This is a genomic window from Luoshenia tenuis, from assembly GCF_014384745.1.
Classification (GTDB): Bacteria; Bacillota; Clostridia; order Christensenellales.
Window position 1 is genome coordinate 18151 of the sequence record NZ_JACRSO010000003.1, and the last position, 16615, is coordinate 34765.

General features: G+C 57.9%; 9 protein-coding genes. 1 reads left to right on the forward strand and 8 read right to left on the reverse strand.

Features of this window, described 5'->3' with window-relative positions:
* Positions 1-20 precede the first annotated feature (20 nt).
* The 5 genes from H8699_RS07490 to H8699_RS07510 form a co-directional block, all read right to left on the reverse strand.
* On the reverse strand, positions 21-1502 hold the full coding sequence (locus H8699_RS07490) for an HD domain-containing response regulator (RefSeq protein ID WP_249285142.1): 1482 nt from the start codon (positions 1500-1502) through the stop codon (positions 21-23).
* Positions 1499-3376, reverse strand: coding sequence for a histidine kinase N-terminal 7TM domain-containing protein (locus H8699_RS07495; protein WP_249285143.1), 1878 nt, complete (start codon positions 3374-3376; stop codon positions 1499-1501). Before H8699_RS07495 ends, H8699_RS07490 begins: the two co-directional genes overlap by 4 nt.
* Positions 3366-10877: a non-ribosomal peptide synthetase gene (locus tag H8699_RS07500; protein WP_249285144.1), complete on the reverse strand. Its 7512-nt coding sequence runs from the start codon at positions 10875-10877 to the stop codon at positions 3366-3368. Before H8699_RS07500 ends, H8699_RS07495 begins: the two co-directional genes overlap by 11 nt.
* 246 nt (positions 10878-11123) lie before the next feature.
* The gene (gene feoB, locus H8699_RS07505) at positions 11124-13274 is read right to left on the reverse strand and encodes a ferrous iron transport protein B (RefSeq protein ID WP_249285145.1); all 2151 of its coding nucleotides are present in this window, start codon (positions 13272-13274) and stop codon (positions 11124-11126) included.
* Between the two features lie 26 nt (positions 13275-13300).
* A complete protein-coding gene (locus tag H8699_RS07510) occupies positions 13301-13546 on the reverse strand; it encodes a FeoA family protein (protein WP_249285146.1) in 246 nt (81 codons plus the stop codon).
* A gap of 106 nt (positions 13547-13652) precedes the next feature.
* Between H8699_RS07510 and H8699_RS07515 the strand changes: the two genes are divergently transcribed.
* Positions 13653-14099: a metal-dependent transcriptional regulator gene (locus H8699_RS07515; protein WP_249285147.1), complete on the forward strand. Its 447-nt coding sequence runs from the start codon at positions 13653-13655 to the stop codon at positions 14097-14099.
* A 46-nt stretch (positions 14100-14145) separates the two neighbouring features.
* Here the strand turns inward: H8699_RS07515 and H8699_RS07520 are convergent, their stop codons facing one another.
* From H8699_RS07520 to H8699_RS07530, 3 genes are all read right to left on the reverse strand, one after another.
* A complete protein-coding gene (locus H8699_RS07520; RefSeq protein ID WP_249285148.1) occupies positions 14146-14877 on the reverse strand; it encodes an ABC transporter ATP-binding protein in 732 nt (243 codons plus the stop codon).
* 15 nt (positions 14878-14892) lie between these two features.
* Positions 14893-15675 (reverse strand): ABC transporter permease, encoded by a 783-nt coding sequence (locus H8699_RS07525; protein ID WP_249285149.1) that lies wholly within the window; start codon positions 15673-15675, stop codon positions 14893-14895.
* 245 nt (positions 15676-15920) lie between these two features.
* Positions 15921-16595 (reverse strand): gamma-glutamyl-gamma-aminobutyrate hydrolase family protein, encoded by a 675-nt coding sequence (locus H8699_RS07530; protein ID WP_249285150.1) that lies wholly within the window; start codon positions 16593-16595, stop codon positions 15921-15923.
* Positions 16596-16615 lie beyond the last annotated feature (20 nt).

Sequence of the window (16615 nt, forward strand, 5' to 3'; positions counted from 1 at the left end):
TTGATATTTTCCTCTTTCGTTTAGGACACGCGTTCTCGTTCCTGTTCCAGTATCCCGATAAAGGCATCCACCAGCTGCGCATCAAACTGGCTTCCTTTGCCGCGGATCAGCTCCTGCACCGCAGCTTCGTATCCCAGGTTCTCGCGGTACTGCCGGTCGCTGGTCATAGCGTCGTACGAATCCGCCACGGTGATGATGCGCGCCTCAATGGGTATCTGCTCCCCACGCAACCCGTCGGGATAGCCCTGTCCGTCCATACGCTCATGATGAGCCCGTACGATGGGGACGATATCGTGAAACAGGCTGATCGCTTCTAACACCTTGGCTCCTTCGGCCGAGTGTCCCTTCATCACGGCGTATTCCTCTTCGGTCAGCCGCCCGGGTTTGAGCAATATGCCATCGGGCACGCCGATCTTGCCAATATCGTGGAACAGGCCCGCCACCCGTACGCGCTCGCACTGCGCCTCGTCCATGCCGATGGCCCGGGCGATCTTCTCCGCCCAGTCGGATACCCGGTCCGAATGGCCGCGGGTGTAGATATTGCGCGCATCCACCAATAGGCGCATAGCGCTGACGATCTCCATATAGCTGTCCCGCAGCGTGCGGTAAGCCTCGGTCAGCTCTTCATTTTTTGCGTTGACCAGGCTGTGCAGCAGGATATTGCGGATCGCCGCAGAGGCCTGCTTGGCGAACACCTGCAAAAGCTGAACCTGATCCGCTTTGGGCGGGGCCGGCAGCGCCACCCCCACAAGCCCGATAGGTCTGCGCCGCTCATCCAAAATGGGGACGATCAGGCTCCCGCCCTCTTCCACCAACGCGTGCCCGTCGCTAAGGGCTTCCCCAGATAGCAGGCTCTCCACATCCGGCCAGGCGTGCTGCCCCCGGGTGCGGGTGATAAAATTTTGCCCGCCCCGCGCATGCTCCTGCTGGTAATACGCCGGGTCCAGCGCCAAAAACCCGCTGACCGTGCCCATCAGGCCCGTAGCCGCCTGCAGGATGCTGTCGGCGATCTGCTCTAGGGACTGAAGGTGATAGATCTGCGGCAGCGAATCCATAATCGCAGCCAGGCCATTTTGATAGCTTTTAATGGTGCGCATCTGCAAAATGGACTTGCAGCAGGACTCGACCAGCAGTTCCAGCTGGTCGAACCGCTCGCTCTTTTCATAATAGCCTTGAATATCCAGCTCTCGGATGGTCTTGATGGGTGGCGCCATGGACTTATGCCCCGTCAGCAGGATGATGAACAACTCCTTGTTGAACTTGCGGATCTCCTCCACCACCTGGTCGCCGCAGATCGGGGTCATCAAAAAGTCCAGCAGCAGGATATCGTATTTTCCCTCCCGCACCCGCTCGATGGCCTGGTAGGGGTCGTTCTCCGTATCCACGCGGTATCCGGAGCGCTGAAAGTACGCCTGCAGCGTAGAAGTCATGATCGCGTCGTCATCCAAGGTCAGGATGGAAAAACTGTTTTTAGCGCTGGCCGATGCCTTGCTCTTTCTCATCCTAAAACCTCCTCTCTTGGTTGCATGGTTCCAATCGTTATCCTATCCCGGGGGATCGACATCCCAAAAATAGAGCCCCCGTCTGGGTTATCCTCTTGCCACATGGCGCCGCCAAACTTGCCGCGCACCACGGCGTTTGAAATATATAGCCCAAGGCCGGTTCCCATCGTGCCTTTGCTGGTCACCATCTCTTTAAAAAGCCGCTTGCGCACGTTGGGGGATATCCCCGGCCCCCGGTCTTTAACAAAGATGCGCAGCGCCTCCTCATCCCAGGAAACGCCCAGCACAATATCCCCGCCGCCCGTCTGCTTTTGGGCGTACACAGCGTTGGAGATCAGGTTATTGAGCACCTGAATCAGGTTATTGATGTCCCCATGCAGCGTGATCTCCTGGCGCGGATCGTACTGGGATACCAGTTTGCACCCGCCGCTGAAAAGTTCATGGCGCATCAGCAATGTGGTGCGCTTAATCAGCTCATCCACCGTAAAGGAGGATTCCTGATCCGCCGATACGCTGGCTGCCTGCCCTTTTATGGCCGTAATGATATCCGACATATAGGCGGAGGACTCGCGCACTTTCTGGAACCAGTCCCGTATCTCGCCATAGATCTCCCGGTAATCCTCCGCTACCACCTCCGGGTCATCCAGGCTCTCCTCACATTCCTCCACCAACGCCTCCGCCGCGGAAATGCAGCCGGATATGCTCATGATCGGCGTCTTTAGGTTGTGGGCCAGGCCGCCCATCATCTGCCCCAGAAAGGCTAAACGCTCCTGCTCCATCATGCGGGTCTGGCTGTCCTGGAGCTGTTGCATGCTCTTTTTCAGCTGGGTGATATCCTTAAAGATCACCACAAAGCCCTGTATCTCGCCCTTGACTACCAAGGATGTCACATCGGTAATATAATAATTCTTCTGCACGCCCTCCTCCCGGGGCAGGGTCACCGCCTGTTCGTAAGAGATCATCGACAGGCTTTCCCGGCAGGATTCGATGGCCGTCATCAGGTTATAAAGGGCCGTTTTATTAGAAATATCCTCTTCCTTCACACAGTCTTTTAGATAGCGGTTCTCCGCAATGCCATATCGGGAGGCAAACACCTCTGCAAAGGGCTGGTTAAAATCCAGCACCAGTCCCTGATCGCTGAGGATCAGATAACAATCCGAGATCCAGTCCAGCACCTGCTGGGTCGCCAGCGGCTTGATATCTAAAAAATGCAGCTGGTAGATGGCGATGCCATGCAGCACGATCGTAACGACGAAGCTCAGCGGCGTCGCCGAGATGGGCATCTGTGTGCCCAGTGTGGCGATCAGGCTGACCACCAGAGGGCAAAACTCGCCCAGGCAGACCAGCAGGCATTGCAACCTATACAGCCGGCTGGGATTCTTGCGGGCAAAATTGATCAGCAGCACGATACTGCTGATCAGGCAAAAATAGCAGTAAACCCCCGATACCACCGAATACGGGCCGAAGATGATCTCGCTGCGCACTGTGGAAAAGACCTCGTATTGCAAGTGATGCCACGGGTTGGTCCACACCACGATATTGGTCAGCACCGGTATGACAAACAGCAAATACGCCTTGCGCGGCAGTTTTTCCCAGCCCTTTACAAAGGTCAGGGCAATACACAGGCAAAGCACCGGCGTAAACGGCCCGCCAATGTTGGTGCAGGCATCCCAGATAAACTGCCAGGTAGCATCGTCGGGCGGGGTGAACCGCAGGCAGATCAGCGCGCCGGCCCAAAATCCATAGGAGATCGCCATGGCCAGGTAGAGCTTGTGGATCAGCCCCATTTTCTGGCTGCGCAGGCTCCAGATCACAAACAGCAATATCGCCCCCAGCGCAGCGGTAAAGATCGCGGTGGCCGCATCAGAGATCATGCCCTTCACCCCCATCCCTAAATTCGGCCAACAACATTTCGGTCCGCCCTTCCGGCAGCGGCGCGCCCAGCCGCGCCAGCCATCGCGCCGTCTTGACGCATACCGGCGCGATCCGCGCCGGGCGCATCTTGGCATGTGTCCAGGTTTCGATCAGCGGCGATAACACCTTGGCCTGTGCGCCCTGCGCCTCTTTTTCTAGCATCGCCTCAAATGCCTGCTCATCCACCATCTGTACCTGCGGCAGCACTGCTCTGACGACCTCGCCCATCGTAGGCGGATGAGGCGAGAGGATGTGCAGCGCCGTCATGGGCGCATCGCGCAGGGCCACCGCCGCCTCGGCCGCCCGGTCCACAGGCGTAATGTCCATCGGGATACCGGCCATAGTGCCAGGCATGGCCCCCAGCGCCTGTACCGCGCGCAACAGCATGTAAAAGGCGTTATTTTCAGGGTTGCGCTGGAATACGCCATCCGTAGCCCGCCCAACCAGCCGGCCCAGGCGATAGACCTGCGCGCGCAGCCCTCTGTCCATTGCCTCATAGACCGCCGCCTCCGCCAAGAATTTACTGCGAACGTAGGCGTTATCCTGCCAATTCTGGCCGATGTCAAAATCCTCTTCACAAAAATCCAGGTACCGGTCCGGTTCGTCTATCAAATATTCCCCGGCGACGCTGGCGGTGGATACGTGCATCAGCGGCACTTTCTCCGTCTGCGCAAGGGCTATCGCCGCTTGCACGCCCTGCAGGTTGATCTGGTCATCCTGCGCCACGTAATGGCGCACATCCGCCGCAGCATGGTATATAGCCTCTATCCGGCCTGCCAGCAGCGCATAGTCCGCCGCGCTCAGCCCCAGCTGATGCTGCCCGACATCGCCGGGCAATACCTTTATAAAGGTTTGATGCGTACGCACCCAACCTTGGCCGAAATACCAGGCCAGCGTCTTTTGCAACCGGCCATCATCCCCGCCGCGCACCAGGCAATATACCCTTTGCGTACCGGCGTCCAGCAACGCGCGCAGCAGATGCACCCCGAAAAAACCGGTGGCGCCCGTCAGCAATACGCTGCGCGGAGGCTGCGTTTGCATGGGGGTAGGCAAGGGCACGTTGCGGGGGTATCGTTTCGCCTTGGGTTCCGGTATATGCTGCTCATACGCCTGTTCCGGTACGCCGCCCGTCAGCAGTGCTGCCTGTGCGGCCGCCGTGGGCTGCCCGTAGAACTGTTCCAGCGTCATCTCCCAGTGGCGGTTGTAGTATTGGCTGAGCACGCCCAGGGCCGCCAGCGAGGTTCCGCCCTGTTCAAAGAATGAAACGTCGGCACGCAGCGCCTCTGCGCCCAGCGCCTCCTGCCAGATCGACAAAATCTCATCCACGCTGGCAGCTTTAGCCCCTTCCGGCTTTTCTTCAACCTGCGCTTTTATGGCTTTTTCCGCCTGGCCGGCCGCCCTATCGGCCGCCTTCGCCCCGGGTCCGGGGGCCGGTTGTAAGGCCTGCGGGCTTTCATTTTCTGCGACTTGCTCCGTACCCTGTGCTGTAGCTGGCGCTTTAGGCGCAGACACCTCCTGCATTGGCGTTGTCCCACAGGCCATCGCCTTTAAAGCCCGCCGGTCGGTCTTGCCGGTGGCGGTGTATGGCATCTGCGCGATCACATAGTATTGAGAGGGCAGCATATAGCCCGGAAGCGCCTTTTGCAACAGCGCCTCTGCCTGCGCCCGGTCCGCTTCCCCTTTTGGGACGAAAAACAGGCCGATCTCGCTGGAACCATCCGGCTTTTCTAATACGATGGCCGCGGCCTCCCTGGCCAGATCGCCCTCCAACAATACGGCGGCGATCTCCTCCAGCTCCACCCGTTGTCCGTTGATCTTGACCTGCGCATCCCTGCGCCCCAGGCAGTCAAACGTGCCGTCCAGCCGCAGCCTCCCAAGATCCCCGCTGCGGTACATCTTCTCCCCGGGGAAGTAGGGGTCCTCCACAAACAGCTGTTCGGTCAGGTCCGGCCGGCCGATATACCCGTCGGCAACGCCCGCCCCGGCCAGGCAAAGCTCCCCGCAGGCTGTGGGCAAAACGGGGCGGCCCGCCTCATCGCATACGTATACGCGGGTGTTGGGCATAGGGCGGCCGATGGTCACCGGCCGGCCGGGCTCTACCTCGGTCAGCGTCGCATAGACGGTATCCTCCGTGGGGCCGTACATATTGATCAGGTGCGCTGGCGAAGCCGCTTTGAACCGCTCCACCAGCTGGGCCGATACCGGCTCCCCGCCCACGATCATCAGCTCCAAGCCCGCCGCAGCCCTGCAAAAAGCCTCGTTACCCAGGCACATTTGCAGCCGGGAGGCGGTAAATTGCATGTATTTTACCCCATGGCGCCCCATCAGCTCCGCCATCTTCCAGGGCAGCATCATCTCCTGCTCATCCGCCAGCACGATGGGCTTGCCCATCGCCAGCGGGATTAGGCTCTCCGAGGCGAAAATGTCGAAGATCAACTGCGTGGTGCATAAAATCGGCCCGGGCGAGCCGCTAAACAGCGCGCTGACCCCGCCATACAGGTTGGTGATCGCCCGCTGGGGGATCATGACGCCCTTGGGTTTGCCCGTAGAGCCCGAGGTAAACAGCACGTGTATCAGTTCATCCCGGCCCACGGCGACGTCCTCAAAGCTATCCGGCGCCTCGCCCTCTAGCAAAATCGCCTTCTGGCGCAGCTCGGCAGGCAGCGCGGCAGCCGTTTCTCCATCGCACAGAATATGGTTGGCCCCGGCGGTATCCAGCATATAGGCGATGCGCGCCTCCGGAAAGCTGGATAAAAACGGCACATAGGCGCAGCCAGTTTTCAGGATGGCCAGCATCGCCGCGTACAGATGCGGCCCGCGTCGGGTTGCCAGGCCCACCCGCTCTCCCTTTATAACCCCGGCTCGGGTCAGCAGGTTGGCCATGCGGCAGGCCTGCGCATTCAACTGCGCATAGGTGGTCGCCTCCCCATGGAAATAGACGGCAACGCCCTCCGGGTCCAAAAGGACCTGCTGGGCGATCAGCTGGGCGATGGGCATGTCCACAAAGGGGGTGAAGGTATGGTTGGGCCGCTCGATCAGACGGATCCGATCCTCCGGCGGCAGGATATCCAACACCTTTAGGCTGCTCCCGGCGCCCGCCATCAGCGCGCGCACGCCCTGGCGCATGCACCGGGCGTAGAACGCCGCCGTTTCTGGGGCAAAATAGCTGGAGGCATACTCTACCGTCAATTCATAGCAACCCGCTTCCCGGGCAACCTCTATACTCAGCTCTCCCTTGGCCGTGGCGTTGGGGATAGCGCGGTACTCAATCCCCTGCCCCATCAGCTTTAGCGCGCTGACTTCAAAGGGACGCATGGAAAACGCCACCTGATACAACGGATTTCGCCCTACGCTTCTGGGCAGATTGAGCGCGGAAATGATCTGCTCCGGCGCGCAGTCCTGGTGCTCCAGTAACTCCGTCACCGTATCCCTTACCGCTTTCAGATATTCTTTCCCGCTTAATTCCCCGCCTGGCATCAGCCGCAGCGGCAGGGTATTGATAAACGGGCCGCAGATCCCCTGCAGCTCGGGCCGCAGCCGCCCGGAAACAGGCGTGCCCACGGTAAAATCCTCCCGGCCGGATACCGCCCGCAGCAGTAATCCATAGGCGGCGAGCATCAGGGCAAAGGGCGTTAAGCCCTCCCGCTCGCAGAATTCATCCACCGCTTTTGAGAGCTTAGCGTCCAGTTTTAACTTTTGCTGCCCGCCTTTAAAGTCGAAAGACCGGGGCCGGGCCGCGTCCGTGGGCAGTTCCAGCGCCTCCGGCATGGGGTCCAGCTTTTCACGCCAATAGGCCAGGTGCTTTGCCTGCCCTGGCCGCAGCGCGCCATTTTGGAGGGCGTACGCATAATCCTGATAGCCCAGCGGGATATCTCCCTGCGTTTGCGCAAGGTAGCCGTCCAGGCGTTCCAGCAAGATGGGCGTGCTCATCCCATCTCCGATTAGGTGATGGCTATCGATCAGCAGATACCAGTCCGCCCCCTCCTGCCAAAGCGCCGCGCGTAACAGCGGCGGACGTGCCAGGTCAAAGGGCTGCAAAAAGGCCTTGCAGGCGGCCTCGAAATCCGCCTCCTGCAAAACGGGCAATGTAAATTCTACCGAGTCGGCAACGGTGGCGACGACCTGTCCCCCCCGCACCGCATACCCGGTACGGAAAATCTTATCCCCCGCGATCAGCGCGCGGAAAGCGGCCTGCAGCCTTCCCGCATCCGGTTTAGCCGGCAGGCGGAAAGCGCCCGCCATATGATAGGCAAAGCCGGTAAGGTCCATCTGGCTTTGCACGTAAATCCCCTGTTGAATGGGCGTAAGCGGATAAAACGCCTGATGCGGCGCGCTTTGCAGCGCGGCCTGGCGCGGTGTAAGGTTGGGTGCATCCTCGCCGCGCAGCAGGCACCCCAGCTTCCGAGGGGTGCGCGCCGCATACAGCTGGGAGATCCGCAGCGCCTGCCCCAGCCGCTCCTCGATCTTGGCCAGCACGGCCATGGCCCCCAGAGAGTCCCCGCCCGAGAGGAAATAATCGCTGTCCACGCCCAGCTCCGGCTTTTCCAGCGCCTCGCGGAAGATCGCCAATATTTCACTTTCCTCCCGTCCGGCAGGCAGGTCATCTTCACCGTCTGTTTGCTGGGGCACAGGCAAATTAGCCTCGTCTACCTTGCCGCTGGCCGTCAGCGGCAAGGCTTCAAGTTTGACGATGCTGGCCGGCAGCATATACCGCGGCAGGTAATCCGCCGCAAAGGTCATCAGCTCCAGCTCCGTCGCCGCGCCCTGCGCCACGTAATAGGCTACCAGCATCGGGTGCCCTTGCTGTATAAACACCCGGGCCGCAGCCTGTTTTACCGCGGGGTGCCGCTCCAGACAGGCGGATACCTCCTGCGGCTCGATCCGCAGACCCCGCAGCTTTACCTGCCGATCCAGCCGGCCGGCCAGCAAAATCTCGCCCTCCGCCGTCCAGCAGGCCATATCCCCGGTTTTATACAGCCGCTCGCCCTGTTCAAAGGGGCTGGGGATAAAGCTGGCCGCCGTCAGCTCCGGCGCGTTGCGGTACCCGCGCCCTACGCAGGCGCCGCCGATATAAAGCTCGCCATACACGCCTACCGGCAGGGGATTGCGCCACTCATCCAACACATACAGTTTGCAATTATCCATCGGCGCGCCCGCCGTAATGGCGCCGGCGCCGTTCATCTGCTTTAAGCTTACGCCTATCGTGGTCTCCGACGGGCCGTATTGGTTGTAGACCCGCGCAGCGGTGCAATCCTCAAGCCTACGCATCAGCTCGCCCGAAAAAGCCTCGCCCCCGCAGACAATGCGCTCGATCCCCCGCATCGCCTGGGCAAATGCGGGCTCTTTTAGAAACGCCGAGAGCCTGGAAGGGGTGATGGACAAAAAGCCCACCGCGTACCCGCGGATCAGCTCGGCCAACCTTCGGGGGGATTCCTGCTGCGCATCCTCAGGCAGTACAACTGTGCGCCCGTTGAGCAGCGCTACGATGCTCTCGATCATAAAGGCGTCAAAGCCCACATTACATACCGATAGTACGGCGCCCTTGGCATAGACCGGCGCCATGGCCCGTACAAAGTTGAGCAGATTGCGCCCGGTGATCTCCACCCCCTTCGGGGCCCCCGTGCTGCCCGAGGTATACACCACATAGGCCAGCTCATCAAGCGCCGCCTTCAGCGGGGGGGCCGCCGGCGGCCCCAGCGGCTCGTCCAAGTTCAGCACGGTCAGCCCTTCGGGCAGCTGGCGCCCGCTCAGCATCTGCCCTCTGGTAATCAGTGCGGCCGCACCGCTTTGCGCCAGAATGCCCTCTAAACGCTTGGCCGGCAGCTCGCCCGAGAGCACCAGGTATGCCTGCCCGGCGGACAGTACGCCCACCATAGCCGCCAGCAAGTCCTCCTCCCGGGGCAGCAACAGGGCGATAAGCCCTTTCCCTTCCCCCATCACGCCCTGCAGCGCGCTGCCGATGGCCCGCGCCCGTTCATCCAGCGCCTGATAGGTGGTGCGCCGGCCCTGGCGTATCACCGCCGCCCGCTGGGGATACTCCTGGACGACGCGGGCAAACACTTCATATAAACTGCAATCCGGCAGAGGCTTTGCCGTGCGGTTAAAGGTATACACCACCCGTTCCCGCTCCTCCGGGCGCAGGACCGAGAGCTTGTAGATGGGCAGATCCGGCTGCCCCAACGCCTCAAGCAGGATGGTGACCAGGCTATCGTGCAGCGCGCGAATCTCCTGTTCAGAGAAAAACTGGGTCAGGTAATCGTAATCCATCGCATAGCGCCGGTGGTTTTCCATATTGCTCAGGTGGATGCAAAGCTGCTCCGCCTGGTAGCCGCTGTAGTGCCAGCGGCCGGAAAAGACCACCCGCGCATCCTCGCTCTCGTAGATCTTACTGTCCTGATAGGAAAGCGCGATGTTGAACAGCCGCCCCTCATTATCCCCGCCGGCCAGCGCCGCGATATGTGAAAACGGAAAGCGCTGGTGGCGCAACAGCTCATACCAGGCCTCGGCCAAATGTTCGTTGAACTCGGTCAGGCTCCATTTATCGCAGAGCTCGTTAAAAAAGGGCAGGGTGCTGACAAACATGCCCGTGCTCTTTTTAAAGGTAAAATTGGTCCGGTTAAAGATCGGCACGCCGATGGTAAAGCGCCTGGCGCCGCCATTGCGCTTAAAGTAGATGGCCAGCGCCATATAAAATACGGCAAAGGGCGCCACGCGATACTCCACACAAAAGGAGTAGATGGCATGGTTAAGCACCTGCGGCAGCGCGAAACTCACCCGCCGGCCCACCGGGCTTACGGCCGCGCTCTTGACGGATTTAATCACCGAGGGTTCGCCCGCCTTGGCTAAAGTCTCCCGCCAATAGGCTTCATCCCGCCTGTAGGCTTTAGAGCACAGATACTCCTGTTCTTCCCGAACATGCAGTTCATAGCTGGGTGCCGCTTCAAGCGCCACATCCTGCCCCGCAAGCAGCGCCAGATAGGTCTTGGATATGCGGTTGCAGATCATCACCTGCGACCAGCCGTCCGAGATGATGTGATGGATCTTGATCAGTACGCCGCCGGCATTTTCCCCCGCGCGGAAAAAGATAAACCGGTACAGCGGCGCGTCCAGCAGCGGGATCAGCTCCCGCGTCATCGCTTTTTCCCAGCTCTCGATCCCCTCGCAAGAGGTGTGAGAAAAATCATATATCGGAAACAGCTCTCTGCTATACGGCGCCTGATACTGCACCGGCTCGCCCTCTTGCAGCGTAATACGGGTGCGTAACGACGCGTCCGCCTCCAAGACCCGGTCCAGCGCCCGTTGCAGCAGCCCGAAATCCACCCGCCCATTAATGCGGATGGTCGTACTGATGTTATTGACCGACGTTCCCGGCAGCGCACGCTCCTGATCCCATATGTTCCGCTGGCTTAACGAAAGCGCAAATCTTTTTTCACTCCTGAACTCCGGCAAGACCTCTACCATCCTTATATCTAATCTCATTTATCGTTTGCGTACAAACGTACCCGAAACGCTATGGGTACATCTATATTTATACCGGCTTTCCCTTATAAAAGCAATAAATATGTCGCAATTTGTCCGGTACATCGGATGTGTTCAGGGTCTATAGTCGTATTTTTATACAATACATCTTTATTAATATTATAAGTGTGACTTTTTTAAAAACATCGGGCGGGGAAACTCCCCGCCCGATCCGTTAGCCGCCTTTATTTAGGCCAGCCCGAATGCTCTGGCCAGCGTGGTGACGATAAAGCACACCGCGACGCCTATCGCCGTGGGCATTAAAAACGAGAGCGCGGTCCATTTCAGGCTGCGCGTTTCTTTATGGATGGTGAGCAGCGTCGTAGAGCAGGGCCAGTGCAGCAAAGAGAAAAGCATGGTACACGCTGCGGTCAGCCACGTCCAGCCATTATCGATCAATAAAGTCTTAAGCGCCGTCAGGTTATCCATCTCGATCATGTTTCCAGTAGCCATATACGCCATAATTACCAGTGGAATGACGATCTCATTGGCGGGAAAGCCCAGTACAAAGGCCATCAGGATCACCCCATCCAATCCAATAACCCGTGCAAAAGGATCTAGGAACTGCGCACAGTGCAGCAGGATGCTGGTATCGCCTACGGTGATGTTCGCCATCAGCCAGATGATCAGCCCCGCCGGCGCGGCAACCGCGGCCGCGCGCCCCAGCACAAATAGCGTTCTATCAAAGATCGAGCGGACGATCACCTTTCCGATCTGCGGACGCCGGAAGGGCGGCAGTTCCAGCGTAAAGGAGGAGGGGACCCCTTTGAGCACGGTTTTGGAGAGCAGACGGGAGGCAAAAAAGGTCATCAATATCCCCAGCAAAATCACCCCGGTAAGCAGGAGTGCCGAGAGCAGGGATTGGCCAAAGCCCATCGCCGTGCCGATAAAGAACATGCTGATCAGCGAGATCATCATGGGCAGCCGGCCGTTGCAGGGTACAAAGTTATTGGTGAGGGTAGCGATCAGCCGCTCCCGGGGCGAATCGATGATCCGGCACCCTACTACGCCCGCCGCATTGCAGCCAAAGCCCATCGCCATAGTTAGGGCCTGCTTACCGCAGGCGCTGCATTTTTTAAACTGTTTATCCAGGTTAAAGGCTACCCGCGGCAGGTATCCCAGGTCCTCCAGCAGCGTAAACAGCGGGAAGAAGATCGCCATAGGCGGCAGCATCACCGATACGACCCAGGCCAATACCCGGTATACCCCCAGCACCAGCATATCGTGTAGCCAGGTGGGCGCGCCCATCCACACAAAAAATTCGCTGAGGCGGTCCTGTACCCAAAAGAGCCCATCGCTTAATAATTGAGAAGGATAGTTGGCCCCCGTAATGGTCAGCCAGAATACCAAAAGCAGCAAGAGCAGCATAATGGGGATCCCGGTCCACTTGTTGGTCAGGTAATAATCGATTTTTCTGTCGGCCGCGTTATAGTTGCTCTTTTGATAGGTTATCAGTCCCTTGCAGGTGTTTTCCGCCATTAACACCAGGCTGGAGACCACCTGATCCCCAAATTGCTCCTGGGAGATGCCCCTATCCGCCAGCCAGCGCCACGCCTCCTCCAGCGCCGCGCGCACTCGTTTATCCTCCATCAGGTCCAGTTCCAGGTACTCTTTTAACGCTGTCAGCAACGTAGGGTCTCCCCCCATGAGTTTAAGCGCCAGCCAGCGGGGGTTAAGCCGGTCCCCCACGATGCCGGCCAGCAGGGGCTCAAGCGCGATCAGCGCATGTTCGATAGGCGGTTTATAATGTACGTCTAGCGCCCGTTTTCGCCCCGTCCGGGCCGAGACTTCGTTCACCCGGTCCATCAGCGTGTCTAATCCCTTGCCCGCGCGGGCGCTGGCCGGGACTACCGGCACGCCCAGCCGCTTTTCCAGCCTTTCAAAGTCGATCGCGATCCCTTTGCGTTTAGCCTCATCCATCAGGTTGACGCATACCACCACCCGGTCTGTGATCTCCAGGGTCTGCAGCACCAGGTTCAGGTTCCGCTCAAGGCAGGTGGCGTCGCACACCACCACTACTGCATCCGCATCGCCAAAGCAGATAAAATCCCGCGCCACCTCCTCCTCTGCCGAGTGTGCCATCAGCGAATAAGTCCCCGGTATATCCACCAGGATATAATCCGTCCCCTTATAGGCATAGCGGCCCTGGGCATTGGTCACGGTCTTTCCGGGCCAGTTGCCGGTATGCTGATTCAACCCCGTCAGCTCGTTAAAGACCGTACTCTTCCCCACGTTGGGGTTGCCCGCCAGGGCGATGACCCTATCCTCGGGGTTTTGTTTTATGATCGTAAGGCCTTTATCCACAGCCCCCGCGCCCGTTGAGCCTGCCGTTAAACCCATCTGCCCTCACCTCCTCTTGCGCCTTGTCAGGAAACGGCCCGCACGGCGATGCCGGCGGCATCCTCTGCGCGCAGGGCGATGACCGTGCCGCGCACCAGATAAGCCGTCGGATCCCCGGAAGGGCTTTTCTGCAGGCATTCCACCCGCGTGCCCTGGATGATGCCGATATCCTGGAGCCGCCGGCGCATGCTGCCGCTCAGCGTCAGCTCTTCTACCTGTACGATATTGCCGATCTCTACGGTGTTGAGGGTACGATTCATGCTTGCTATCATAAAAAAGGACTCCTTATCATAAATTAGTGTGAAGGAAATTTGTTTCCCGCTACTAACATATGTCCAGTCAGCCCCAGGTGTTACGGACGAATGGAGAAGTGGAACCATGGCGCATGCCGAAAATGAGGATTTCAGAACGCTCAAGGGCTATGATCTCAATAGCCCCCATAAAGTCACCTACGCCATGGAAGATTATCTGGAGATGATCTACCGCTATACCCGGGAGGATGGGTACGCCCGTATCAGCACCCTATCCCAGACGCTGCACGTCAAGCCCTCTTCCTCCTCCAAAATGGTGCAAAACCTCAAGGATTGCGGCCTGGTGGATTATGAAAAGTATGGCATCATCAAGCTGACCCAGGAGGGGACGAAGCTGGGGGAATACCTGCTTTACCGGCACGAGACGCTCAACCGCTTTTTTTGCTTGCTCAATCATTCTCAAGGCGAGCTGGAGCTGACCGAGCAGATCGAGCACTATATCACCCGCGATACCCTGCAAAACATCGAAAAGTTAAACGCCCTTTTAACGGTTATCGCGGATTTCAATCCATAAAAAAGCGCGGCGGATTTCTCCGCCGCGCTGCCTTTTCATTCATCCATTACTTATGATAATGCTTATATTGCTCGGTGACCTCTGCCATCGGCCCGCACATCTTGACCTTGCCGTGATCCAGCCACAAAACCCGGTTGCACAGTTTTTCGATCTGTTTAATCGCATGAGACACCAAAATAACCGTGGTCCCGCCCCGCATCATCTCGTCTATGCGCCGCTCGCACTTCTCCTGAAACAGGTAATCGCCCACCGATAGGATCTCGTCCACAATCAAAATATCCGGCGTCACCACCGTGGCGATGGCGAACCCCAGCCGGGCCACCATACCGGAGGAAAAGTTTTTGACGGCTACATCCTGAAATTCCCGCAGTTCGGCAAAGTCGATGATCTCATCATACTTGCTCTTGATAAAATCCGGCGAATAGCCCAGCACCGTCGCGTTTAAAAATACGTTTTCCCGGGCGGTCAATTCCATATCAAAGCCCGCGCCCAATTCGATCAGCGGGGCAATGGTGCCATCCACCACCACGCTGCCCTCAGAGGGGGCGATAATGCCGGAGATGATCTTGAGGATGGTGCTCTTTCCCGCGCCGTTAAAGCCTACGATGCCGAAAACATCGCCCTTGGCGATCTCAAAGGATACGTTATCCAGCGCCACGAACTTTTCAAACATCAGCTGGTGTTTAACAAGCTTGATAAAATATTCCTTGAGGCTGTCCACCTTCTCTTTAGGAAGGTTGAAGTTCATGGTCACGTTTTTTACTTCTACCACGTTCATCTTAACTCGTTCTCCCTAAATATGAAGGATGAAGTTGCGCTGCAACTTACGGAATACCAATACGCCTACGATCAATGCCCCGCCCGCAAACAGCATGCAGATCAGGTTATCGGTCAACCCGGGGACGACGCCGTTCATCATAATGTTGCGGTTATAGGTCACAAAGTGATAGAGTGGGTTGAATTTGAAAACCGTCAGCATAAATGCGGGGATCGCCTGCGGATCGACAGGGTAAAAAATCGGCGTTAGATACATCCAGGCCGTCAGCACCACGCCGTACAGGTGCAGGATATCGCGAAAATATACGGTAAGTGCCGATAGCAGCAATCCCATCCCCAGCGCAAAACAGAATGTATAGATGATGGGTATTGGGAACAGCAGCGCCGTCCAATGGATAGGCGTTTGGGTCACCGCATAGATCAGGGCCATGGCGATGAGAGAAAAAAGCATATTCACCAGGGCAAAGGTCACCTTTTCCAAAGGAAAGATGTACTTTGGAATATACACTTTTTTGATCAGGGCACTGGCCTCTAGTATCGAGGAATTACACATGTTCGTCGCCTCGGAGAAGAAGTTGAACAGCGTGTAGCCCGTCAAATAATAGACCGGGAAATGTTCGATATTAAACTTAAAGATATTGGAGAATACGGCGGTAATGACCAGCATCATCAAAAGCGGATTGAGCACGCTCCACAGGATGCCCAGCACCGAACGGCGGTATTTCACCTTTAAGTCCCGCCCGATCAGATTAAATAGCAGATGCCTGTATTTTACAAACATCGCTAAAGACTGTTTCAAATTTAAAACCTCCTAATAGTGGCCGTTTACGCTTTTCGCCCCTCATTATACCACCCTTTACAAAAAATGTATATTTCTTCGTAAAGGGACGCGGATGAAAAAGGACAGTTTATTCATTATACAAAAACCCCTTTGTTTTCACAAGAGATAGATTTTTTCATCCGCTCTTAGGGTACCCGCAATCGGTACAATTATCGGCCATGAAAAAAGGCCGGCTTTCCGCCGGCCCTTAAAATATTTTGATATTACCTTATGCACTGCGCCACAAAGTAGCGGAACAGCGGCGCCATAGGCTGGCCCGCGCCGCCTTCCTTTTCCGGGTGCCACTGTACCCCATACAGGTTACGCCTCCCGTCGCTTACCGCCTCGATCGTCCCGTCCGCAGCGCAGGCGGCGCATTGCAGGCCTACGCCCAGCCGCCCTACTGCTTGGTGATGAAAGCTGTTTACCTCAATCTTTCCATAGGGAAAGATCGCGCTTAAAAAACTTTCCTCAGGCCAGGTGATCTCATGGCGTACGTTGGCGTGCTTGACCCCTCGCATTTGGGGCAGATCTTGTATCAAATCTCCCCCCAACGCCACATTCAGCGTCTGTATCCCGCGGCAGATGCCCAAAACCGGCTTGCCTGCCTCCAAAAAAGCCCGGGTCAGCCAGAGTTCGGTATCATCCCTTCCGGAAGACACCAGCTCTGTCTTCTCATGGCGCGTTTGGCCATAGCGCGCCGGGTCCATATCCCCGCCGCCGGCCAAGATCAGCCCATCCAGCCGCTGCGCGAGCCCCTCTGCCGCCGCCTCGCCGCAGCGCCATAATAATACGGGCTGCGCCCCAGCATCCTCTACGGATTGGTGGTAATCCATACGCAGCTGAATATGGGTGCCGCTGTCCGAATCGCTGGTGGTGATGCCGATCAAAGGCCGCATAGTTTCCCTCCTTAACTGCT